Annotated in this window: 22 protein-coding genes and 1 other RNA gene; 9 read left to right on the forward strand and 14 right to left on the reverse strand. The window is 35.8% G+C overall.

Going from position 1 to position 22748, the window contains the following annotated elements:
• Positions 1-16: 16 nt before the first annotated feature.
• From VHP32_08910 to gcvP, 10 genes are all read right to left on the reverse strand, one after another.
• Positions 17-448, reverse strand: coding sequence for an SRPBCC domain-containing protein (locus VHP32_08910; GenBank protein ID HEX2788012.1), 432 nt, complete (start codon positions 446-448; stop codon positions 17-19).
• Positions 449-502: 54 nt separating this feature from the next.
• The gene (locus tag VHP32_08915; protein HEX2788013.1) at positions 503-1192 is read right to left on the reverse strand and encodes an aspartate/glutamate racemase family protein; all 690 of its coding nucleotides are present in this window, start codon (positions 1190-1192) and stop codon (positions 503-505) included.
• A 2-nt stretch (positions 1193-1194) separates the two neighbouring features.
• On the reverse strand, positions 1195-1935 hold the full coding sequence (locus VHP32_08920) for a c-type cytochrome (protein ID HEX2788014.1): 741 nt from the start codon (positions 1933-1935) through the stop codon (positions 1195-1197).
• Positions 1936-2028: 93 nt separating this feature from the next.
• Complete coding sequence (locus VHP32_08925; protein ID HEX2788015.1) at positions 2029-2937, reverse strand: hypothetical protein; 909 nt, start codon at positions 2935-2937, stop codon at positions 2029-2031.
• Between the two features lie 10 nt (positions 2938-2947).
• On the reverse strand, positions 2948-3661 hold the full coding sequence (locus VHP32_08930) for an RsmE family RNA methyltransferase (protein ID HEX2788016.1): 714 nt from the start codon (positions 3659-3661) through the stop codon (positions 2948-2950).
• A 1-nt stretch (position 3662) separates the two neighbouring features.
• Positions 3663-5042 (reverse strand): BamA/TamA family outer membrane protein, encoded by a 1380-nt coding sequence (locus VHP32_08935; GenBank protein HEX2788017.1) that lies wholly within the window; start codon positions 5040-5042, stop codon positions 3663-3665.
• Entirely contained in the window at positions 5039-6946 is a 1908-nt protein-coding gene (locus VHP32_08940) for a DUF2723 domain-containing protein (protein ID HEX2788018.1), read from the reverse strand. The genes VHP32_08935 and VHP32_08940 overlap by 4 nt, the downstream gene beginning before the upstream one ends.
• Positions 6947-6962: 16 nt before the next feature.
• The gene (locus VHP32_08945) at positions 6963-7364 is read right to left on the reverse strand and encodes a CoA-binding protein (GenBank protein ID HEX2788019.1); all 402 of its coding nucleotides are present in this window, start codon (positions 7362-7364) and stop codon (positions 6963-6965) included.
• A gap of 104 nt (positions 7365-7468) precedes the next feature.
• Complete coding sequence (locus VHP32_08950; protein ID HEX2788020.1) at positions 7469-8158, reverse strand: CADD family putative folate metabolism protein; 690 nt, start codon at positions 8156-8158, stop codon at positions 7469-7471.
• 173 nt (positions 8159-8331) lie between these two features.
• Positions 8332-11220, reverse strand: coding sequence for an aminomethyl-transferring glycine dehydrogenase (gene gcvP / locus VHP32_08955; GenBank protein HEX2788021.1), 2889 nt, complete (start codon positions 11218-11220; stop codon positions 8332-8334).
• Positions 11221-11467: 247 nt separating this feature from the next.
• Between gcvP and VHP32_08960 the strand changes: the two genes are divergently transcribed.
• The 9 genes from VHP32_08960 to VHP32_09000 all read left to right on the forward strand — a co-directional run bounded on the left by VHP32_08960 (position 11468) and on the right by VHP32_09000 (position 19004).
• A complete protein-coding gene (locus tag VHP32_08960) occupies positions 11468-12502 on the forward strand; it encodes a T9SS type A sorting domain-containing protein (GenBank protein ID HEX2788022.1) in 1035 nt (344 codons plus the stop codon).
• Positions 12503-12625: 123 nt separating this feature from the next.
• Positions 12626-13876 carry a histidine--tRNA ligase gene (gene hisS, locus VHP32_08965; GenBank protein ID HEX2788023.1) on the forward strand — a complete coding sequence of 417 codons (1251 nt, stop codon included), beginning with the start codon at positions 12626-12628 and terminating at the stop codon, positions 13874-13876.
• 11 nt (positions 13877-13887) lie between these two features.
• Complete coding sequence (locus VHP32_08970) at positions 13888-14304, forward strand: hypothetical protein (protein HEX2788024.1); 417 nt, start codon at positions 13888-13890, stop codon at positions 14302-14304.
• Positions 14304-15104 (forward strand): prolipoprotein diacylglyceryl transferase, encoded by an 801-nt coding sequence (locus VHP32_08975; GenBank protein ID HEX2788025.1) that lies wholly within the window; start codon positions 14304-14306, stop codon positions 15102-15104. Before VHP32_08970 ends, VHP32_08975 begins: the two co-directional genes overlap by 1 nt.
• A 156-nt stretch (positions 15105-15260) precedes the next feature.
• Positions 15261-15419, forward strand: coding sequence for a 50S ribosomal protein L34 (gene rpmH, locus VHP32_08980; protein ID HEX2788026.1), 159 nt, complete (start codon positions 15261-15263; stop codon positions 15417-15419).
• A 1-nt stretch (position 15420) separates the two neighbouring features.
• On the forward strand, positions 15421-15861 hold the full coding sequence (rnpA, locus tag VHP32_08985; GenBank protein HEX2788027.1) for a ribonuclease P protein component: 441 nt from the start codon (positions 15421-15423) through the stop codon (positions 15859-15861).
• Positions 15862-15867: 6 nt separating this feature from the next.
• Entirely contained in the window at positions 15868-16104 is a 237-nt protein-coding gene (yidD, locus tag VHP32_08990; GenBank protein HEX2788028.1) for a membrane protein insertion efficiency factor YidD, read from the forward strand.
• 13 nt (positions 16105-16117) lie between these two features.
• Positions 16118-18001 (forward strand): membrane protein insertase YidC, encoded by a 1884-nt coding sequence (gene yidC / locus VHP32_08995; protein HEX2788029.1) that lies wholly within the window; start codon positions 16118-16120, stop codon positions 17999-18001.
• Positions 18002-18023: 22 nt separating this feature from the next.
• Entirely contained in the window at positions 18024-19004 is a 981-nt protein-coding gene (locus VHP32_09000; GenBank protein ID HEX2788030.1) for a glycosyltransferase family 9 protein, read from the forward strand.
• Here VHP32_09000 and ssrA read toward each other — a convergent pair.
• The 4 genes from ssrA to VHP32_09020 form a co-directional block, all read right to left on the reverse strand.
• Positions 18966-19327: a transfer-messenger RNA gene (gene ssrA, locus VHP32_09005) on the reverse strand. The two genes, VHP32_09000 and ssrA, sit on opposite strands and share 39 nt — an antisense overlap.
• An 18-nt stretch (positions 19328-19345) precedes the next feature.
• On the reverse strand, positions 19346-19705 hold the full coding sequence (locus tag VHP32_09010) for a hypothetical protein (GenBank protein HEX2788031.1): 360 nt from the start codon (positions 19703-19705) through the stop codon (positions 19346-19348).
• An 8-nt stretch (positions 19706-19713) separates the two neighbouring features.
• Complete coding sequence (locus VHP32_09015) at positions 19714-21087, reverse strand: dipeptidase (GenBank protein ID HEX2788032.1); 1374 nt, start codon at positions 21085-21087, stop codon at positions 19714-19716.
• Between the two features lie 152 nt (positions 21088-21239).
• Positions 21240-22745: a tetratricopeptide repeat protein gene (locus VHP32_09020; GenBank protein HEX2788033.1), complete on the reverse strand. Its 1506-nt coding sequence runs from the start codon at positions 22743-22745 to the stop codon at positions 21240-21242.
• Positions 22746-22748 lie beyond the last annotated feature (3 nt).

The raw sequence follows: 22748 nt of genomic DNA on the forward strand, positions 1-22748 counted from the left end.
GGAATGACAAAAGTGTTTATCTCTCCATCACTTTCTTTACACCCTGCAAAAATCCTTTTACACCGCTTTTCATATGGTTATATTGCTCTTCGCCTGCAAAACCTTTCTGAGTCCAGGTGAATCTTGTCTTGTTATCCGAAATTTTATCGACGGTGTAGGTTATGATGGAATGATTTTCCGGTGTATTCTCCAATCCTGAGAAACCGCTCCAGTAAGTGTAAACAAGTTTTTTTTCAGGAACGAATTCAAGTATCTCGCCGCCGTCTTTATATTGTTTCCCTTCGTACTCACCCTGAAAAGTAATTTTGCTTCCGGGCTTCCAATCAGTAATCGTATCGGTTCCGTATAAATAATCTTTTATGATTGCAGGATTTGTAAGTGCATCCCATACTTTTTCAACGCTTGCATTAACGTCAACAGATTCTTCAACTACTAAATCTTTTCTCATAATTTTATTAAAGTTTATATATTAAAACGGCAAGAAATGAAAATTAATTCCATTTTAGGAAAGTGAAAAGTCAACCGCGGCTTTGCAGTGAATTTGTATCGTGTCAAAAACTTTTATATCCAAATCTTTTTGATTAAGAAGTAAATTAATTTCAGTACATCCTAATATAACTCCTTCTATTCCCTGCTGCTTCAGCTTATCGATTATGTTAAGATATCCCTGTTTTGTTTCAGGTTTGAAAATATCTTTGCAGAATTCATTAATAATCGTGTGATGAATGTATGCTCTGTCCTTTTCATCAGGAATGATGGTTTCAATTCCAAGCTGTGCGAGTTTTTCATTATAAAATTTGCTGTCCATCGTAAACTTCGTTCCGAGCAGACCTATTTTCTTAATATTGTTTTTCTTAATTTCTTTTCCTGTTTCTTCTGCAATGTGAATTAAAGGAAGATTAATTCTTTTGCGCACTTTATCCGCAAGTAAATGAGGAGTATTTGAACAAATCACTATGCATTGCGCTCCTGCATTTTCGAGTAAGCCCGAAATTTCCGTCAGACTATCTTCCATTCCCTGCCAGTTTCCTGAATCGGCAAACGTCCGGTAATCCTGAAAATTTAATGAATAAAGAAGAAGCCTGGCAGAATTTTCTCCGCCAAGCTTCTCGTATGTAAGTTCGTTAATTGTTTTATAATAAGTCAGAGTCGAAACATAGCTCAACCCGCCTATAAGTCCTAAAGTCTTCATTGTTATTTTTTTGCAGTAAGGAACGCAGTTAAATCGGCAATATCCTGAGGAGATAATTTATCCATGTGATAAAAAGGCATCTGACCGTCACCGAGATAAACATTATATGAGACGCTTTTATAATTTCCTTCAAAATCATCGAACAAATCAGGTACTTTTTTTATTTTGCTGTCAGGGTTATGACACAAGCCGCAGGCTTTATCAAAAAGCATCTTTCCATTGTCAGCATTGCCGGTAAGCTTCCCTATCTGCTCCTGCAAAGGTGCCAATTTTGTTTTATCTCTTGTCGGAAGAGCAATGGTCTGATAAACCATTACAGCAGTATCATTACCCGGAAGTGATTCATAATAAGCATTCAACGCATTAATCATATCACTCGGCATATCTTCTTTTTTCTTAAGATATGATTTATAACAAACTGTAGCTCCGCCGGCATTTTGCTTAACAGCATCCCCCGTGAACTTGCCTGAGTATGTCGAGGCGCGCTTGTCTGCTTTTATTACATTTGAAAAATATTGTGTAAGTGAATTTCCCGAGTTAGTCCCGTCGCTGTGGCAGTCGGCGCAGGCGAGGTTGTTCACATCAGACTTCATATAGAAAATTTCTTTTCCTTTTACAGCCAAATCATTTCCTGCAGTCGAGCCCGTTGTATTTGTCTGGTTGCCGGTCTGATTATTTTGTTCGGTTTTTTTTCCGCATCCGATTGCGGCAAAAAGTAAAAAAAGAATTATAAATTTTTTCATAAAGTAACAGTTTAATTTATTGATAATCCTTTCTCCCCCGAGAATGACTCAAAATAATTAAAACAAATTACATTAAAAAATTAAAACGGCTTGTTACTTTTTACCCGTGAGGGAACTTGGATAAAAATTTACTCCAACAAAAAATGATAACCAATTGATTTTCTTATCTTGCGCCTGATAGGGTGTAAATCTTGGCGCTAAATTCATCGGCAAATAAACGTTAGAATAAAATGGTCCGTTTTCATCGTTCAATGAAGCGTTGCTTGAACCCCAAATAACAGGGTCATTCATTGACTGATTTGTACCTTTGCCCAGTAAATTCGCCATATCATATTTTGCACCCAGCATAATTCCAAATTGAGGATTGATTTTGAATTCAATTCCTCCGGTAAGATTAGCACCAAAACGTGTTCCGTTTGCGGTCACACGAGGTGTATCAATTCTTGAACCGCTCGTTCTTTCAAGTTCAGCATTTATGAAATTCATTGATACATTTGCTCCGAAAAATGGAGATATAAGATTGGTGAAGGAGGTAGGTGCAATTTCAAGTCCGACACCTAATGAAAAAACGCTTAAGCTGTAATTAAATGTTACGGATGCGGGCACAAAGACATTGCTTGTTCCCTGTGAAAAAGTCGTAAGCGTATTTCCCGTAACGCTGCTTTGAAATGTATTGAAGGAATTAAATGATGCAAACGCTACACCTCTTACAATAGAGTATTTATCGAAGTTAATTTTTGCTGCGCCGTTAATATTTATTCCTGTCTTTGCCCTGTAATCATGAGTCATAAAATTGGTATCAATAAACATAAGCTGCTGAGAAAAAGTCATCGTATCAAATTTATTGGTAAAATAATAATAGTTGCCCCCTTTCAACTGGTCAAGAGGCTCGGAAATACCGATGCTCAACTGAAACGACGGCTTATCAAACTGTGCGTAAGATTTAGAACCTGAACCTAAAAGAAGAGCAAATAAAACAAAAAGGGTAAATTTAATTTTCATACTGTTATTTTTAATTGTTTAATATTCTGTATAGGGAAACTATGGCGGCAGTTTCAGCTCTTAATTTTCTTTCTCCGAGTGATTTAACTTTCCACCCGTTATTTTTAAGCTGATTTATTTCATCTTCAGAAAAACCTCCCTCAGGACCAATCAGCAAATTAATCGTATCCGAAGAGATTTTTTCATCAAGCTTGTTTTCCGAACCTGAGAATTCATACATCACAATTTTCTCTTTATCGTTTCGCGTCAATTCAAGCAACTCATCAAAACTAACCGATTTATGAAGAATAGGTAAAAAACACCTCTGCGACTGCGACATTGCAGAGATGATAATTTTACTTAACCTTTTAAGTTTTGTTTCATTTAATTTTTCGTTGGTAACCGTGTATTTAGAAATGACCGGGTAAATTTGATTTACTCCCAGCTCAACTGCTTTTTCTATTGCAAATTCAAACCTGTCATGGTTTCGCAGCTGTCCTATAAACAACCTGATTTTTAACGCAGGTTCGTTTACGTTATGCTTCTTATTTATAATTTCACATTTTATCCGCTCTTTTTCAATTTCGATAATTTTGCATTCATAAACACTTAACTCACCGTCAGTAACTTCAATTTTATCACCTATCTTTTTTCTAAGAACCTTTGCAAGATGCTTGCGCTCATCTCCAATTATATACAAATAATTCTTATTAATGTTTTCTTTAGGAGTGTAATAATATTCCATATCAGAAGGAAGCTCCTAAATTAAAAATAATCTGACCTTTATACTTATCATTTTCCCGTCTGAATGCCCAATCCATTCGTCCCACAAAATTAAAGGGCAATAGTGCATTTAATCCTATACCGAAACCTCTTCTGAACTGAGTTTTAGAAAGTTTATCACTTTTATTCCACACTCCGCCCATATCGAAAAATAATGTTGTGTATAACCCGAATTTATAACTCATTTCTTTTAAGAAAGAAATGTTTTTTATCAAAGGTATGTCCGTTCCGCTGACAAAAAACGGTTGTATAACAGGAACACGTAATTCGGTAAATACACCAAGCAAATTATCACCTTCAAATGCAACATCATCCCATCCGCGAATTACCCTGCTAAAGCCGAATGCTTCTTTTAAGTAACTCGGTATAGCGCCGCCAAAAGAAATTATTCCGTTCACTCTGTTTGCCCATGTTACTGCATAATCGTCAGACAATTTTATGAGAATATATCTCCGAACATCAGCTCGCATGCGGTTAAAATCAATGTAACGATTTGCAATTCCATATTTTGAATATCCTGCCTCAACCAAAGTTCCGCTGAGAGGATATGCAAATAAATCACGTGTGTCTCTGATATAATTAAGATTCAAAGTCATATATCTATCTTTGGCGTTTGGTGATAGCGTTCTTCCTATAACATATTCGGAAAGATTAATTGAATTATACCCTAAACCCAGCGAAAGTGAATTACTTCTGTCAAATTTTTTGCCGAACTCTACGGCTGCATTATAATTGTCTGCGCTGTAACGCGGTGCATCTTTTAAATTAACAGGAGCAGTTGATGTATCATAAATCAAATTATATGTTCTCGAGTATCCGGCACTGAATGAAGTAAAAAATCTGTTTTGTGTAATCCATGGGACAGAATATGAAGCTCTAACAAAAGGTTCATAACCAATGCCAAAACTGAAATTCAAATCTTCGTTTCGTCCCCTGAAATTTTTCCAGTTAAGCTTTAACCCGACCCATACTTTTTTTAGACTCCCCTCTTTAATTCCGCCTTGCGGAACAGGGATAATATAAAACGATTCTTGAACGTCAAATATAAGTTTCATGCTATCGTTAGATACTGGAACCGGGATAATATCGACTTTTGTAAATAATTTCAGATTATTAAGACGGTCGACGTCTTCTTTTAGAGTTACAAGGTCAAGAGTTTTTCCGGGCTTGCTTTCAATTTCACGAAGGATTATTTCTTTTTCTGTTACTTCATTTCCCGTAATAATAACTTCATCTATTATTATTTCTTTTTTTGTTCCCGGTTCCTGAGAGTAGCAGAAATTATGTGCGGATATTAAAGATAAAATTAATAATAAAAATAATATTGATGAAACATATTTCAATTTTTTTGCTGTAAGCTTCTAAGTTCTTTTAATTTATTTAACAAACGGTATGCATCCTGGCTCTGAGGCACCTCCAAAGCAAATGCTTTATTGATTAATGCTTCTGCCTCATCATACTTGCCAAAATTCATCAGATAATTTGCACGGTTGAGATAGGCATTAAAATATGCAGTCATCAGAAATTCATAATGATAACCTTCCTGTTTTGTAGCTTCAAACTTAAAATCAGGTTCCGTGTAATTATCAAATCCTGTTTCCGTCGTATATCTTACCAATAAGCCCTGAGGAATTCGTTTCATGTCAGCACCAAATCTTTCCTGAGCCGCTGATTGCTCTATTTCAAACGTTGTATAAAAAGGTCTGGTTTGATTTTTTGCCGGTAATGATTGCAATAATTTCAAAAAAGCATTTTGTATCTTCATTAGGTCTTGACGGTCTGCCTCAGTGCTTGGCTTTGTATACCGGTCAGTAAACCTTTCAAACTTTGTCAGTTCTGTTTTATATGCTTCAAACTCAGCTCTCGAATTATTATAAACCTCAGAATAATTTTTTTCAATATGATTTAAATACCAGCCGCGTCTTAGAAGTTCTTTATCAATGACAATTATGTCGGGTCTTATGTTCTCAACATATTGATAATAAAACGATGCCGAGACCCAAAAATCCCATTGCGTAGAAAAAATAATTGCGTTCGGAGCCGCTGATGCAAAAACATTCATAGTATAATCCTGTACATAAAAATTATCATTCTCGTTTGCCTGTGAGTAATTCTGATAAATTAATATTAGCGGAATTACAAGACCTATATAGACAAACTTCCTGAAAAAATCCAACTTCTCATATAAAAATAACAATCCGAAGGCAATCCAAATTCCCGAAACAATGTACGCTAAGAGAAAATACGAATCTATATCGTATATATCATAATTTATTGCATATAAGACCGTAAAAATGAAAAGCAGAAAAGTATAATAAAAAACTTTTCTGTTTGCCTGAAATAGTCTGATAACACCGGATATTGCAAGTATCAGGAATACATATCCAAATTCTTTAGGGAAAGAATTTGTAAAATATCCGAATTGTTTTGCTGCATTTTCAGATGAAGAAAACATCCATACACTAAACTGCTTGCCCGATACATGTCTGTAAAAATTTTCCCAATCATGAGGATTCCCCCAGCTTAAAACCCCGTTATCAGCTCTCACAGGCAGATAAATATATACCGTCAATCCGATTATGAAAAATACCGCTATCCATAAAATTTTTTTGAAAGCTGCCTGATTGAATCCATTTATTGAAAAAAAGAGATATAATGTGCCGATGCTGAGAAATATAGTAGTAAGGTGATTTGTGAAGCTAAGCCCAAGCACAAACCCGAATAATAACCAGTATTTTGCATTACCTTCAAAACAAGCTTTTAAGAAAATATAGATTATTGTTACAAGAAAAAATATGTGCAAAGCATAAACTTCGATTGCATTACTCGATGACCAAAACGTAATTGAGAACGCTAATGTTAAAGTCGAAATCAGCGATATAACATATATATTCTTCTTGTCACTAACACTTTTGGGTAAACAATTTTCTAATATGTTTTTGCTGGTAAAAAGATAAGCCAAAAGATTGAAAAACATCACACAAGCAAGCGAAGATATAACCGCGCACATTAGATTAAGACGGTAGATTTCCTCTCCTATCGGCATCTTAGAAAACACGTTTCCTAAGATGGTAAAAAGCGGGTATCCTGTCGGGTGAGCAACACCGAGCTTTATGCAGACGGTTGCAAGCTCGCCTGAGTCAATAAATGAAACAGTAGGAGCAAGTGTATAAATGTAAACAATAAGCGGAATTATGAAAGACGCTATCTGAAAATATAATTTTGTTGAGGATTCTTTCAGATTCAATTTTAATTCTAATTAATTATAAATTTGAGTGTTCGATATATAAACACCTGTTGTCTATGTAAATTATGCCGTTGTCCTCGGCAATTCTTTGTGCTTCAGGATTACCAACACCAATTTGTGTCCAGATAACAGGCACTTTATAGTCTAGTTTAAGAACTTCTTCTACAACTCCGACAACAGCATCAGGTCTTCTGAATATGTCAACTATTTCTATCGTATCGGGAATGTCTTTTAATACTGAATAACATTTCATTCCATCGACAACTTTTCCGTCTAACTTAGGGTTAACTCCATAAACTGTATATCCTTGTTTGTGCATGTACCGTGCAATCTTTAAGCTGTCACGAGCCGGATTATCAGACATGCCAACTACTGCTATCTTCTTATATTTGCTGAGAACATCTTCAATGATATCCACAATTATCTCCTATTCCTTTTTCATTTAACATCACCAACATATATAAATAAAAAAAGGGTTTAAATTTATTAATTTAAACCCTTAGCTTCAATAAAAAATTTCAATTAATTAACGCAATATGTGTTATAAATTCCGTCAAGGAAATTCCACTGCAAAGCAGCAGCTTCATCAACAGTAGTAACGACTCTTTTTTGGTCTTCCTCTGTTTTACAGCTTGCAATTATTGCATCAAGCTCTTCTTTTGAGTGATAAACATCGAACTCTTCGTGAACAGTGAAATATGCAATGTCTTCAGGTTTGTTAATTCCATAGAATTTATTCAAACCATCAATTTTAGTTTTTGAAATTTCAGGAACCTGTGATTCATATGCATATAAAGCAGCTATTCCAAGCTGTGATTCGTTTGAACGTGAAAGCTCATACATTCCGTCAACGAGATATTCTGTTTCTCTAAGCGGGGTTGTATTTCTTACTTCGTCTTCTTTCAATCCTAAGCTCTTTGCAAAATCCATCCAGAGCGCAGGATGATTTTTAAACTCTGATTTATATCCTTCCTCATCAGCAAGGTTAGCCATAAGCATCTCTCTTGTCTTGAAGTCATCGCAATTTGAGTGAACACAGCTAACAAATCTCGGGAAGTGTTTTACGAAGTGATAATATTGTTTTGCGTATTCCTTTAACATTTCCTGAGTAAGAGTACCTTCATTCCATTTCTGATAAAACGGATGATTTAATAAGCTCTTGCTCGCGATTTTATCATTTATTTCTGTAACAAATAATTCTGTTTGCATCATTTGTATAATTATTTAAGTTAGTCTAAAATATAAAAATTGAAAATTATTTTCAATTAAGCAATTCTTCCATTAACTAAGAAGTCATTCCCGCGAAAGCGGGAATCCCAGTAGTTTTAATAAAACATATCCTCCCCCTTAATCCCCCTCCAAAGGAGGAATTGAAATAGAATTATTTACGTTGCTTCAATTTCCACATAATCCGATATTGGATTACATGAGCAAATCAAGTTTCTATCGCCGTAAGCATTGTTAATTCTGCTAACAGGAGGCCAGAATTTGTTTTTCTTTGTGAAATCCGTCGGGAAAGCCGCTCTTTCACGCATATAAGGATGTGACCAGTTATCACTCGTTACCTCCAATGCCGTATGAGGAGCATTTTTCAAAAAATTATCTGTCATATCGGCTTCGCCTTTTTCGATTTCTTCGATTTCTTTTCTAATTGCAATCATTGCCTCAACGAATCTGTCCATTTCAGCTTTTGCTTCGCTTTCAGTCGGTTCAATCATCAACGTTCCGGGAACAGGAAAGCTGACTGTCGGAGCATGGAAACCATAGTCCATTAATCTCTTTGCAATATCCTCTACTTCAACTTTTGCTGATGTTTTGAAATCTCTGCAATCAAGAATCATCTCATGTGCTACTCTTCCGTTTTTGCCGGAATACAATGCTTTATAATAAGGAGCTAATTTTTCTTTTATATAATTTGCATTTAAGATTGCGATCTTGGTTGCGTTGGTTAATCCTTCAGCTCCCATCATTTTTATGTAAGCATATGAAATCAAAAGAATGCTTGCGCTTCCCCATGGAGCTGCAGAAACTGCAGGTATCGCTTTACTTCCGCCGGTTGGAATAACCGGATTAGACGGTAAAAATTCTTTTAAGTGTTCTGCAACGCAGATGGGTCCCATTCCGGGTCCGCCGCCGCCGTGAGGTATGCAGAATGTTTTATGTAAGTTTAAGTGGCAAACATCAGCACCAATCATTTTAGGACTTGTTAGCCCAACCTGTGCATTCATATTCGCTCCGTCCATATAAACCTGTCCGCCGTTATCATGAATGATTTTGCAAATCTCCTGAATCTCTTCTTCAAATACTCCGTGAGTCGAAGGATAAGTAACCATTAACGCAGCTAAAGTATCCTTATGTTGTTCAGCTTTTTTTCTCAAATCATCAAGCATAATATTTCCATTCGTATCACATCCGACAACAATAACTTTCATTCCTGCCATAACAGCGCTTGCAGGATTTGTGCCGTGAGCCGATGAAGGAATTATGCAGACATTTCTTTGAGTGTCACCATTATTCAAATGGTATGCTCTAATTACAAGCAGACCCGCATACTCCCCTTGCGCACCTGAGTTCGGCTGTAATGAAACTCCCGGAAGTCCGGTTATTTCTGCAAGCTCGTTTTCAAGCTCGGCAATGATTTCCTGATAACCTTTTGCCTGTTCAACAGGAGCAAACGGATGCATTTCACTATAAGCAGGAATGGTAATCGGAAGCATTTCAGTTGTTGCATTCAGTTTCATCGTGCATGAACCCAGCGGTATCATTGAATGTGTAAGAGATAAATCTTTATTCTCAAGCTCTTTTATGTAGCGGAGCATTTCTGTTTCCGAACGATGAGTTTTGAAAACAGGATGAAACATATAATTACTGCTTCTGATTAAACTTGTCGGAAGAGTTGAGTAATCTTCGAATGCTTCTTCAAAATCTACGAGCTTATTTTGCGACTTAGCAAAAACTTTAGCAATTTCTTTTACATCTTCTACTGTTGTTGCTTCGTTAATTGAAATGGTAATAAAGTCTTTTCCATATCTGAAATTCATCTGCTTGTCTTCGGCATTCTTTTTTATCTTATTCAGAAGTTCTGCATCTTCAATTTTTACTTTCAGCGTATCAAAATAAAATTCATTCATCTGTTCATAGCCGAGTTTTTTCAGATTAAGGTCAGTCATAAACGCAAGTTTGTTAATTTTGCTTGCAATATTTTTTAATCCGTCAGGTCCATGATAAACTCCATACATTCCTGCAATAACAGCAAGCAGAACCTGAGCTGTGCAAATATTGCTTGTTGCTTTATCACGTTTTATATGCTGTTCACGTGTCTGTAATGCCATTCTGTAAGCACGGTTTCCCTGTGCATCGATTGAAACACCGATTATTCTGCCCGGAACATATCTTTTATATTTATCGAGCGTTGCAAAATATGCCGCGTGAGGACCTCCATATCCCATCGGGACACCAAATCTCTGAGTCGAACCCACAACAGCATCCGCACCAAGTTCTCCCGGAGGAGTAAGCAATGCAAGACTCATTATATCAGCTGCAACTGCAATGAAAATATTTTTTTCTTTTAGTTTTGCAAAAAGTTCTGAATAATCTTCAATGTTTCCGTCAGTTCCCGGGTATTGAGCAAGAACTCCTAAATAACCGCCATCGATATTTATTTTTTTCAAATCACCGACTTCAACTTCGATATTCAACGGGACTGCCCTTGCTTTTACTACATCAATTGTCTGCGGGAGACATTCATCAGAAACAAAAAATTTATTTGCGGTAGATTTATTTTGAGAAGCAAGATGCGAAAACATAAGCATTGCCTCAGAAGCTGCAGTGCCTTCATCAAGAAGTGATGCGTTTGCAATCTGCATTCCTGTTAAATCAATAACCATCGTCTGGAAATTCAACAATGCTTCGAGACGTCCCTGGCTTATTTCTGCCTGGTAAGGAGTGTATTGTGTATACCAGCCCGGGTTTTGAAAAATGTTTCTTAAAATTACAGTTGGAGTAATCGTCGGATTATATCCCAATCCGATATAAGATTTAAAAACTTTATTCTTCTTTGCAGTTTCTCTTATGAATTTCAAAAACTCATCTTCACTCAGTGGTCTTCCTAAATTCAACTCTGATATATTGCGTATGCTCTGAGGAATTGTCTCTTCAATAAGCTTATCAACTGACTCGCAGTTTATTTCTGCAAGCATTTCATTTATTTCCTGGTTATCAGGTCCTATGTGCCTGTTCTGGAATTCAAAATCCGATTTAAAAAACTCTGTCATTTAAAATTAAAATTGATATTTTTGGGTAAATCATACAAATATACGATTTATAAACGCCAAACTAAATTCCCTTAAAATTCACTTTCCCAAAAACTTAATCTTAACTTTACATTTGGGTTACCTTTATTTCTTAAATTTGTAATAAAAACCAGAGTAGTTTTTGAGCTCTTATTTTGTTATTTTATCGCATATAATCAGTCTCAATACCTCAAAAGTTTTAATAATAATTTAAACAATAAACACAAACATGAAAAAATTCATTTACGCTTTTCTTTTTCTTTTTTTAGCGTTTGGAAGCGCTAATTCACAAACTTTATTCATTGAAAATTTCGATTACACCGCCGGTGACTCAATCGGTGCTCACGGATGGGTATATAACACAGGAGCAGTAAATCCATTGTTAGTCACTGCACCGGGATTAACTTACACCGGTTATCCGGGTTCGGGAGTTGGCAACGCCCTTACTTTGAAATCTACAGGTAACGATGCTTACAAAGGATTCGTTCAGGATAGCGTCGGAACATTTTATACCGCATTCATGATTCGTGTTGATACCTCAAGAGCAGGCGGAGATTATTTCTTTGCAATGCTTCCTTCAAATTCAACAACTTTCTATACTGCAAGAACTTACATAAGTGACACAACGGGCGGATTTAGAATCGCATTAAGCAAAGGAACAGCAGCAACAGGAATTGCATATTCAAATGCTGTTTATACAAGAGGCACTACTTATGTTGTAATCGTAAAATACGAATTCGTTTCAGGAACAGGCAATGATAACTTAAGTTTATATGCGTTTAGCGGAGCTATTCCTCCAACCGAACCGGGAACTGCTACAATTCCTTCAGTTACTTCAACAGCAAATGACCTTACCAATTATGGAAGAGTTGCAGTGAGACAAGGAAGCGCTACCACAGCTCCTTATATGATTATCGACGGTTTCAGAGTTGCAAAAACATGGGCAGGTATCATGACAAGCATTGAAAATACAAACACAGTTGCTGAATCATTTAAGCTTTCACAAAATTATCCAAATCCTTTCAATCCGACAACAAACATTAAGTTCAGCGTTCCTTCAAACGGAAATGTAACTTTGAAAATTTATAACACACTCGGAAAAGAAGTTTCAACTTTGGTAAATTCACAATTAACAACAGGTGAATATCAGGTTGACTTCAACGCTAAAAACCTAACTTCAGGATTATATTTCTATAAGCTTGAGTTTGCAGGTCTTAACGGAAATTACATCTCTGACATAAAGAAAATGATGTTAGTGAAATAATTCTTTTTCTCGTAGAGACGCAACATTTTGCGTCTCTACGTTTTTATTTTTCTTATCCGCTCCTCCCTTTTAACCTTTCAGTTTTAATCTAATAAAAGTAATTTGTAATCTATCTTGTAACCTATGATAAATCGCCCTAAAGGCACATACGATATTTTACCATCCGATGCTCATAAGCGTAATGTTTTATTCGGTATAATCCGCAATGTTTTCCAGAGATATAATTATAAGGAAATACTTACGCCTGCATTTGAACAGACAGAACTTTTCAAACGAGGCATCGGTGAGGAAACGGACATCGTCTCAAAGGAAATGTATTCGTTCGATGAAGGTAAATTTACTTTAAGACCTGAGCTTACTGCACCCGTAATACGCGCATATCTTGAAAACAGTATGTTCAATGATTCCCCTCTTAAGAAATTATTTTATATCGGTAATATGTTCCGTCATGAACGTCCGCAGGCAGGAAGATTCAGGGAATTCTGGCAGTTCGGCGCAGAGGCAATCGGCAGTTCGGACGTTTATATCGATGCGGAAATGATTGCAATTGCCGACAGCATTCTTAAAGAATTGAACACAAAAGATTATGTTGTTAAGATAAACAATATCGGCTCACGCGACGAACGCAAAGATTATGTAAAAGCATTAAAAGATTATTTGCAAAATCATTATAACGATTTATCTGAAACCAGCAAAACACGTTTTGAAAAAAATCCTTTAAGAATACTCGACACCAAAGATCCAAAAGAGAAAGAAATCATAAAAAATGCTCCGACGATTAACAATTTTTTAAAACCTGAAACACAAAAAGATTTTGAGAAACTTTTATCTTTGCTATCAGTCCAAAACATAAAGTATGAAGTTGATTATCTTCTTGTTCGGGGATTGGATTATTATACTAACACTACTTTTGAGTTTCAGTCCGATAAGCTCGGTGCGCAAAATGCAATTCTTGGCGGCGGCAGATATGATAACTTAATTGAAATTCTTGGCGGAAAGCCAACGCCTTCAATTGGTTTTGCTTGCGGAATTGAACGCTTGTTAATGGTTGCAGATGTATCGGGATTTAAATTCCCCGAAGAAAAAAATATTGATTTATATTTAATAACACTCGGAGATAAAGCAAAAGAGTTTGCTTTAACAAAAATAAATGCTTTGCGTCAAAACGCATTTATTTGCGAAACGGATTTTCTTAACCGCAGCATTAAATCACAGATGAAGGAAGCAAATAAATATAACTCACGTTATGTTCTTGTCATTGCTGATGAGGAGTTAAATTCACGAACTGCAAAATTGAAACGAATGGAAGACGGGAATGAAACGGAAATAAGACTCGACGACATTGATTCTATAATTAAAACTTTACAAGGTTAATTTAATACTTAATGAGAACAAAACAAGTCCGACCTGAAAAGAAAGAATTTGAGTACAGCTTAGAAATATCAAAAGAAACTGATATGCTTACCGGGAAAGATTATATTCTTTTTGATTTTCAGACAGTAAAGGAATTTATCACTTATGAATATAAAATTGATATTATTTCCTTATTCAACAAAAACAAAAATCAATTAACATTCAAAATAGAAGGGCTTTCCGCTCCTGTAATTTCATTCTCGCATTCCGGAACCGCCGGCTATCAATATAAATTTTATGATTTTGAAAATAAAGATTATGAACTGTTAATCAGTAATAACAAAAAACAAAAAAATCAATTTAAATTGAAAGTAACGGACTCTGAATTAAAATTAGGAAAAAGTCCTGATGCAAAAATTGATAAATTTATTAATATTACTACGAAATAATGTTTCCAAAACTTTTTGAAATCGGTCCTGTTCCTGTTTATAGCTATGGCTTAATGCTGGGCATTGCATTTCTTGTGGGCAACTCAATTCTTGTCCGCCAGCTCCGGGCAAATAAAATGGATGAAGGCATCGGGGTTAATGTTACGTTCATTGCTTTGATTTCCGGGCTTGTCGGCGCAAAGTTATTTTATATTCTCGAAGAATGGAATTTTGGAAGCGGACTTCCTTTTTCTGCTTTGATGGCTCCAGATATTTTATTTTCTCCATCCGGCTTGACGTTTTACGGCGGATTAGTTTGCGCTGCTATCTCTTTAATTGTTTATTGCAAAATAAAAAAAATCTCCGTGCTGGGTTTATTCGATTTGCTCTCCCCCGCAGCCGCTCTTGGGTACGGCATAGCGCGGATAGGATGTCATTTATCCGGAGATGGTGATTACGGAATATCAGTCAATGGCACCATATGGGAATTTTTGGGATACAGCTATGCAAACGGTACAGTCCCCACTCCACCCGGAGTTCTTGTCCAGCCGACACCATTATATGAACTTGTTGTAGCAATTTTTATTTTCCTTTATTTATGGAAGCTCAAAGATAGAAAAACTTTCAACGGTCAGGTCTTTTCGGTTTATTTAGTTCTCGTCGGAGTAGCACGTCTTCTCGTCGAATTCATTAGACTTAATCCGCATGTAGTTTTTGGACTATCACAAGCGCAGCTTATTTCAGTATTTATGATAATTGCAGGAATTTTGCTGTATTTATCAAGAAAGGATAAGAATTCGGTTTCTTTGAAGACAACGTAAAATTTTATTTGGTAGGACAGGCATTCCTGCCTGTCCGGACAGACAGAATGTCTGTCCTACCCAAAATGAAAAACTGCAAAAAAACCTCAATTATCCCTTCCTTATCCCATTGAAAAAAAATCAAATTATGCTTAATTTAATGATTAACATAAAATTATGAAAAGAACATATCAACCAAGCAACAGAAAAAGAAAAAATAAACACGGATTTAGGGAAAGAATGTCCACTAAAAACGGAAGAAAAGTCTTGGCAAGCAGAAGAAAAAAAGGCAGAAAAAAACTAACAGTCAGCGACGAATATACACGCAGAGCATAATATGAATGCCTCCGTCAACGGAACTGAATACATTGATTATTCACTCTCCAAAGATGAAATTGTAAGGGGCTTCAATAAGTTTAAAGAAGTTTTAGATAATTCAGTAAAGTATAAGTCAGTTTTTTTTAAAGCATTTGTGAATTTCACAATCTTCGATGAGTCCGAAAATCGCCCACCGTCAGGAAATGTAAAGGTGGGCTTTTTAGTTTCTAAAAAAAACGTGAACAAAGCAACACAGCGCAACAAGATTAAACGTTTGTTCCGTGAGCTTTATCGTAAAAGGAAATACCGGCTCTCCGATTTAAAAAAGAATGTTAACATAATTTTTTCTTTCCGGAAAGAAGGACAGAAAAAAATTTTTCAGGAAGATAAATTTAATTTCATAGAATTTTCTTCCGATTTTGATGAGTTATTAACAAAGATATTACAGGCAAAGAATTAAGAATCGATGAAATTATCTCTCTCAACACCTTTTATTTTAATCATAAAGTTATATCAGATTACTTTATCACCTCTTATGGGAAACTCATGTAAGTTTTATCCCACGTGTTCCAATTATGCAATCGAAGCGTTTGAGAAAAGAGGTGTTCTTGCAGGTATTTATCTGACAACAAAAAGAATTTTAAGGTGTAATCCCTTTTCAAAAGGCGGTTATGACCCGGTTCCATGCAACCACAAACACTAAATTTTAATTTTTAATGGATAAGAAAACAATAGGTGCATTTGTATTAATAGGCGTGGTTCTTCTCGGATGGCTATACTGGACCTCGGAACAACAAAAGAAAGTTCAACCTGTAAAACCTCCTGTTACTCAAACAGACACTACTACAAAAACTTCCGCCGATACCGGTTCTATAAAAAATATTCCCGTAAAAGATTCCGTTAAAACTAAGGATACAACGCAAAAAGCTGCTAATGATTCACTCAGCATTGAAAAATATTCTTCCGAGTTTGGGAATGCGTTTTATAAACATGCTGTTCAATATGACAAAGACAATAACATAACGGGTCAGAAAAATATTGTTATCCAGAACGACCTCGTTATAATGGAATTCTCGAATTACGGCGGTACACTTACAAAGTTTATAACCAAGAAATTCAACACTTATGATGGTCATCCCGTTCAGCTTGTTGACTGGAAAAAAGGCAAAGAGCTTCACATCATCTTCACGTCAAAAGACGGAAAAATGATTGACACAAAAGACCTTGTTTTCAGTTCTGCATATCAACCATGGGACAGTATTAACCTGAATGATAATGCGGAGTATAAGCTTGAATATCTTTTAAACATTGATTCGGCAAAAACTCAGCAGATAAAAATCATTTATACGTTTAAAAAAGATTCTTATGAGTTCGACGTTAACTACGAATTAGTAAATTCAATCGCATATATTTCCGATGCTAAATACCAGCTTGTATGGGGTTCGTCATTGAATTTAACCGAAGGACGAAGCGACGTTGAAGCTTCCTATGAAAAGGCATATGCCTACCTTGGAGGTGAGCTTGAAGATATAGATGCAACAGATTTTGAGAAAGAAACCGTCGGAGATTATAACGGCAATACAGATTATGTTGCTTCACGTAATAAATATTTTGGCGTTTTTTTAATACCGACTTCACGCAAGGGAGACGGGGCATATCTTGAAGGAATAAACACTCATCTGAAAGATGCAGGACAGCGAAAAGAATATTCCATTGCAGTAAAGATGGACATCAAAAACGATAAAGTTAACAATGATAAGTTTATTATTCTTTTGTCTCCGATTGATTATAACATTCTGAAAAGTTATAACATGGAGCTTCAGCTTGTGCAATCATTTGCTCTCGATTTTATCGTGAGACCTATTGCGCAATGGGTCATTATGCCGTTGTTTAATTTCCTGCATACGTTCATTCCGAATTTCGGTTTTGTCATCATAGTATTTGCTCTGATTCTTAAGATTGTATTAAATCCATTAACCAAGAAGCAAATGGATTCAATGAAGCGTCTTGGTCAATTAAGTCCAAAGATGACGGCAATCCGCGAGAAATATAAGGATGACCCCGTCAAGATGAACGAGCAAATTATGAAGCTCTACAAGGAAGAGAAGATAAATCCGATGGGCGGGTGTTTGCCAATGCTGCTTCAGCTGCCTATACTTTACGCACTGTTCGGGGTTTTCAATTCTACAATCGAGCTGAGACAGCAGCCATTTATTTTATGGATTCATGACTTATCAACACCGGATGTTATTTTTAATCTTCCGTTTAAAATCCCGATTTTTGGAATAGACCAGGTTTCGGGGCTTGCAACCCTGATGGGCATAACTATGTTCATTCAGCAGAAAATGACCATTACTGATCCTAAGCAGAAAGCAATGGTGTATATTATGCCGATTATGCTTACACTTTTGTTCTTCAGTTTTCCTGCAGGTTTAAATTTATATTACTTTACGTTCAACCTTTTGTCAATAATCCAGCAATGGTATGAAACAAAGCTAAAAGCAAAAAAAGAAGGAAGTGTCGAGGTTATACAGGATAAACCCAAGCGGAAATCTTTTCAGGAAATAAAAGACGAACTGACCTCAAAAAAGAAGAAATAAAGTTTATATATGGCAGCATTAAATGCTGCCTTTTTTTATTGCTATGAACTCCACCAAATCAATCCTCATAATTCAAACAGGTAAGCTTGGGGATATGATTTTAACAACTCCCCTGTTTTATGAACTCAACCGAAATTTTCCGGATTATAAACTGTATGTTCTTGCCAGTGAAAGAAATTATGAAATTCCTTTAAGCATTCCGTTCATAAAGCAGTTTTATATATACAAAAAAAATATTTTCTCAATATTACTTTTATTACTGAAATTAAGACGGATAAAATTTGACTACGTAATTGAAACCAAACCGGAATACTCAAGAACTACCGAACAGCTTCTTAAGCGCATTAAATACAAAACGTCAATAGGATATAATTCAGATAAAAAGTTGTTTGATATAGCATTAAATGATTACAAAAAAGGCAATCATGCTGTTAAAATAAATACAGCGCCTTTGTATTATTTTAAACCGGATTTTATGCCATTTTATGAAAGACCTGTTCTCGATTCATTCCTGAAAGATAAAAGCAGGTTTAAAAAAATTGATGTATTGATAAATATTTCTCCCGGATTGTCATCCAGAGATTGGACTCCCGAAAATTGGAAAAAATTAATTGAAACCATACAAGAATATACTTCCAAAATTCGCGTTATATATGATAAAAATAATGAGGTTACGGCTGATTATTTAAACCATAATCTAAATAAAAAAATATCTATCAATAAATACAGTTTAACAAAGAAAGTTAAGGAAATTTATCTGTCCCGTTTGGTTATTTCACCTGATACAGCTATAATTCATATGGCATCTGCCTTTAATGTGCCTGTAATAGGATTGTATAATAATGTTGAGTGGAATTTAGAAAGATTTAAGCCGTTATCAGATAAAAGTGAGGTGATAATTTCAGATAATCCTGAATCAATTACTTCTATAACGCCTGAAGAAGTAGCGAAGAAATTTGAGGTATTGTGGAAATGCCGGGAGTCGAACCCGGGTCCGAAGTGAAGCCAACTAAAACGTCTACATATTTAGTTTATTTAATAATCTTGCAGCTGCTATTAAACAAACAAAATTCACAACTGCCAGACAACTGAATTTCGGTTAAAACGCGTTGTCAAAGCATTAACCTACTCTCACTTAGTTGACGTTCTTAAAATCCCGTGAGAAAAGACCTTAAGAACGATTAGCTGATTTTATTAAGCAGCTAAAGCGTAGTTATTTGCAGTATTGTCTGCTGTTATTTTTTTTCTACCTTTTTTCAAGTGATGGTAGAAAGCACCATATGCAGTTTTAATCCTCTTTCACCCCGTCGAAGCCGTTGCATTCCCATTAAAGAACAAATAAACTTATGCTGTCTTTATGTTACTCGAAACATTGCCTTTTGGTTTCGTGCCTGTTTCATCCTCTTTCACAAATGATAAATCACCTGAATCCGCTGTTTCTTTTGAAGGATTATCTTTTAATAATATCCCGACGGGAATTATTACGCAATACCCGACAAATAATAAAATCGGAGCGACTACCGTCGGCATAAATCCGTCAACGGAATTTTGATCCATTAGGATATAACCGATTATAATTACGATAATTCCTAAAACTATAATCGAATAATTCTTCTTCGTCAAAGAAATATGAAGGTGTTCAGTGCTCTTCTTAGATTTCTTTTGCTTTAAATTCTGTAAATTTGATGTTTTTGTTTTTGCCATATCTAAAATTACTTAGTTTTGCCAAGTTCTTCAAGGAAATACGTAATACTCTCAATTCCCTTATAAAAGTTATTTAAATCAAAATGCTCGTCAGGAGAATGAGCATTTTCAGTATGCAGCCCGAAACCAAGTAAAATTGTATCAGAACCGAGTATTTCTTTGAATGTATTTACAATCGGAATAGAACCACCTTCACGCGTAAACAGCGGTTCCCTGCCGTATGCTTTCTTCAATGCTGTAACTGCGCATTTCACTGCTTCGCTTTCGATTGAAGTAATTGCCGGCTTTGCGTTGTGCAATGATTTTACTTCTACCTTAACAGATTTCGGAGCAATCTTTTTAATATAATCTGCAAATGCTTTATCGATTTTATTAGGGTTTTGGTCTGGAACAAGTCTCATTGAAATCTTTGCGCCTGCTTTTGAAGGTAAAACTGTTTTTGCACCTTCTCCTTGAAATCCACCCCATATACCGTTCACATCGAGAGTCGGTCTTGCAGTTCTGCGTTCTTCAGTTATATACCCTTCTTCTCCAAAAAGTTCATCCACTTCCAAATCTCCTTTGTATTTCTTCTCATCATAGGGAAGCTTTTTAAATTCTTCACGCTCTTTATCGGAAAGTTTTCTCACATCATCATAAAATCCGGGAATCAAAATTCTTCCCTTATCATCCTTTAATTTTGCAATCATGTTAGCAAGGGCATTTGCAGGATTCTCAACTGTTCCGCCAAATGAGCCTGAATGCAAATCTCTGTTAGGTCCCGTAACGAGAACTTCATTATATGATAATCCACGCAAGCCGTAAGTTATGGCAGGCATTCCTTCGTCATACATTGCAGTATCTGAAACTACAACATAATCACATTTTAACATTTCTTTGTATTCCTGCAAAAACGGCTCAAGGTTTTCGCTTCCGATTTCTTCTTCACCTTCAATTATTACTTTTACATTCACCGGCACTTTACCGTCATTTTTCATAAATGCTTCTATGCTTTTTAAATACATATATGCCTGACCTTTGTCATCGGTTGCACCGCGTGCATAAATTTTATTGCCTTTTATCACAGGTTCAAAAGGCGGATTTGTCCACAAGTCAACAGGGTCAACAGGCTGAACGTCATAATGCCCGTATATCAAAAGCGTCGGCTTATCAGCTCCTGCTTTAAGCCATTGTCCATAAACAACAGGATGACCTTTTGTCTCATAAATTTTAACGTTCTCAAGACCTGCATTTATCATTTTATCTTTTACAAACTCAGCGCATTTGCGGACATCATTTTTGTTTTCAGGATTTGTGCTGATTGAAGGAATTTTTAAAAATTCCTTCAGCTCGTTTAAATATCTGTCTTTATTTTTTTCTATGTATTGTATTTCTTTTCCCATTAAAAATTAAATTTAAATTTCTTGTGTCATTCTGAACGAAGTGAAGAATCCCCCTAAGTTGGGGATTCCTGCTTTCGCAGGAATGACTTCTGTTGATTTTTTTATAAAAAGAAAAAGGGGCATACGCCCCTTTTTGTTATTTCATTTAACTTTTATCCCTGTGGTGCAGAGCTTTCAAGAACTTTTAAAGCTTCTATTGCGTCAGTATTATCAGGATCTAACACTAATACCTTCTTGAATTCGCGAATTGCATCTTCTTTCTGATTCATCTGCGCATAAGAATATGCCAGCAATAATTGCGGAGAGATTGCATTTTCATTTAACACAATCGATTTTTGAAATTCCGTGATTGCCTCAGGAAACTTCTTCTGGTCAAAATTTATGTAACCTCTGTAATATGCAATTCTGTAATCGTCAGCTCCGAACTTCTCAGCATTAGCAAGATTCGTCATCGCATTCTCATAATCTTTATTATTAAGCTGTGAAATTGCTATAGCAAGAAATTCATTTTTATCACTGTCGGTGCTGTCGATATTAATTGCTTTGGTATAATAGTCATAAGAACTGGTTGGGTTCTTCAATGCAACATAAGCTTCTGCAACTTTTACATAATCTTCCTTATCAAGATATTCGACCGGAACTTTGTTGAAAAGCGTAATTGCTTCCTGCAAAGCTGTAGGATCAGGACTATCACTTGTTACCTGCCTGTCAATTATAATAAATGATTTATATTTATTTGCAATTTCATCATTCGGATTTTTTGCAAGCATGTCATTTAATATTGCTATAGCTTCGTCATATTTTTTCTGCGCATAAAGCGTTCTCGAATAATATGCGTTACCTTCGTTAGTTCCAGGTTTCAAAGCAGCATATTTCTGGAAGTTTGAAGCTGCTTTGTCGTAATCAGCATTAAAATAATAAAGTCTGCCAAGACTAAAATATGCATCTGCAAAATTGGCATCAGACCTGATTGCTTTGTCATATTGCGAAGCTGCTTTTGCAAACAAATCAAGATTGAGTTTTCCCGTTGCATCATTTTCTGCTAACATCTGACGGTAATAAACATTGCCCAAGCCATATTCGGCTGCTGCAAGGTTGCTTTTCAAACTCAAAGCTCTGATATAGTTATCAATTGCGGCAGGGTATGCCCTTCTGTAATAATAGGCATCACCCAAAGCAACATAAACTGCAGGATTGTCTTTGCTTATTGAAGTTGCTTTAGTCAGCATAAAAATTGCCGAATCAATGTTTCCTGCAATTGAATAAGTTCTTCCCCATGCAAGCAGTACGGGAACGTTTTCAGGGTCTGCTTTAACTCCCCTTTTATAAATAGCATATGCCTTCGCATATTCTTTTCTCTTTGTATATAATTCTCCCAAAGCAGTCATTGCATCAACGCCTTCATCATCTTTTTGTAATGCTTTATTAAGATACTGTTCCGCTTCTTTCAGCGAACCTGTTTCCATAAGAGCTTTACCATAATAATAATTTGCTTCATAACCTGAATTGCCCGGGGCAACGGTTTTAAGCAAATTTACTGCTGCTACATAATCACCTCTTTTGACTGCATCGATACCTTTTTGCAGGTTATCCTGAGCCATTAGATTCACACTGAAAATAAAAAATAAAATGAGCGATATGATTAATCTTCTTTTCATGTT

The organism is Ignavibacteria bacterium (genome assembly GCA_036262055.1).
GTDB lineage: Bacteria > Bacteroidota > Ignavibacteria > Tepidaquicellales > Tepidaquicellaceae > DATAJP01.

What these genes read in the sequence shown, in the direction of transcription:
- hisS (HEX2788023.1), top strand. Translation starts at nt 12,626, where the DNA reads ATGATAAATCGCCCTAAAGGCACATACGATATTTTACCATCCGATGCT.
- VHP32_09015 (HEX2788032.1), bottom strand. Translation starts at nt 21,087, where the DNA reads ATGGGAAAAGAAATACAATACATAGAAAAAAATAAAGACAGATATTTA.
- VHP32_08960 (HEX2788022.1), top strand. Translation starts at nt 11,468, where the DNA reads ATGAAAAAATTCATTTACGCTTTTCTTTTTCTTTTTTTAGCGTTTGGA.
- VHP32_08920 (HEX2788014.1), bottom strand. Translation starts at nt 1,935, where the DNA reads ATGAAAAAATTTATAATTCTTTTTTTACTTTTTGCCGCAATCGGATGC.
- VHP32_08925 (HEX2788015.1), bottom strand. Translation starts at nt 2,937, where the DNA reads ATGAAAATTAAATTTACCCTTTTTGTTTTATTTGCTCTTCTTTTAGGT.
- VHP32_08975 (HEX2788025.1), top strand. Translation starts at nt 14,304, where the DNA reads ATGTTTCCAAAACTTTTTGAAATCGGTCCTGTTCCTGTTTATAGCTAT.
- VHP32_08910 (HEX2788012.1), bottom strand. Translation starts at nt 448, where the DNA reads ATGAGAAAAGATTTAGTAGTTGAAGAATCTGTTGACGTTAATGCAAGC.
- VHP32_08915 (HEX2788013.1), bottom strand. Translation starts at nt 1,192, where the DNA reads ATGAAGACTTTAGGACTTATAGGCGGGTTGAGCTATGTTTCGACTCTG.
- rpmH (HEX2788026.1), top strand. Translation starts at nt 15,261, where the DNA reads ATGAAAAGAACATATCAACCAAGCAACAGAAAAAGAAAAAATAAACAC.
- VHP32_08930 (HEX2788016.1), bottom strand. Translation starts at nt 3,661, where the DNA reads ATGGAATATTATTACACTCCTAAAGAAAACATTAATAAGAATTATTTG.
- rnpA (HEX2788027.1), top strand. Translation starts at nt 15,421, where the DNA reads ATGAATGCCTCCGTCAACGGAACTGAATACATTGATTATTCACTCTCC.
- VHP32_09010 (HEX2788031.1), bottom strand. Translation starts at nt 19,705, where the DNA reads ATGGCAAAAACAAAAACATCAAATTTACAGAATTTAAAGCAAAAGAAA.
- VHP32_08970 (HEX2788024.1), top strand. Translation starts at nt 13,888, where the DNA reads ATGAGAACAAAACAAGTCCGACCTGAAAAGAAAGAATTTGAGTACAGC.
- VHP32_09020 (HEX2788033.1), bottom strand. Translation starts at nt 22,745, where the DNA reads ATGAAAAGAAGATTAATCATATCGCTCATTTTATTTTTTATTTTCAGT.
- VHP32_08950 (HEX2788020.1), bottom strand. Translation starts at nt 8,158, where the DNA reads ATGATGCAAACAGAATTATTTGTTACAGAAATAAATGATAAAATCGCG.
- yidD (HEX2788028.1), top strand. Translation starts at nt 15,868, where the DNA reads ATGAAATTATCTCTCTCAACACCTTTTATTTTAATCATAAAGTTATAT.
- VHP32_09000 (HEX2788030.1), top strand. Translation starts at nt 18,024, where the DNA reads ATGCTGCCTTTTTTTATTGCTATGAACTCCACCAAATCAATCCTCATA.
- gcvP (HEX2788021.1), bottom strand. Translation starts at nt 11,220, where the DNA reads ATGACAGAGTTTTTTAAATCGGATTTTGAATTCCAGAACAGGCACATA.
- yidC (HEX2788029.1), top strand. Translation starts at nt 16,118, where the DNA reads ATGGATAAGAAAACAATAGGTGCATTTGTATTAATAGGCGTGGTTCTT.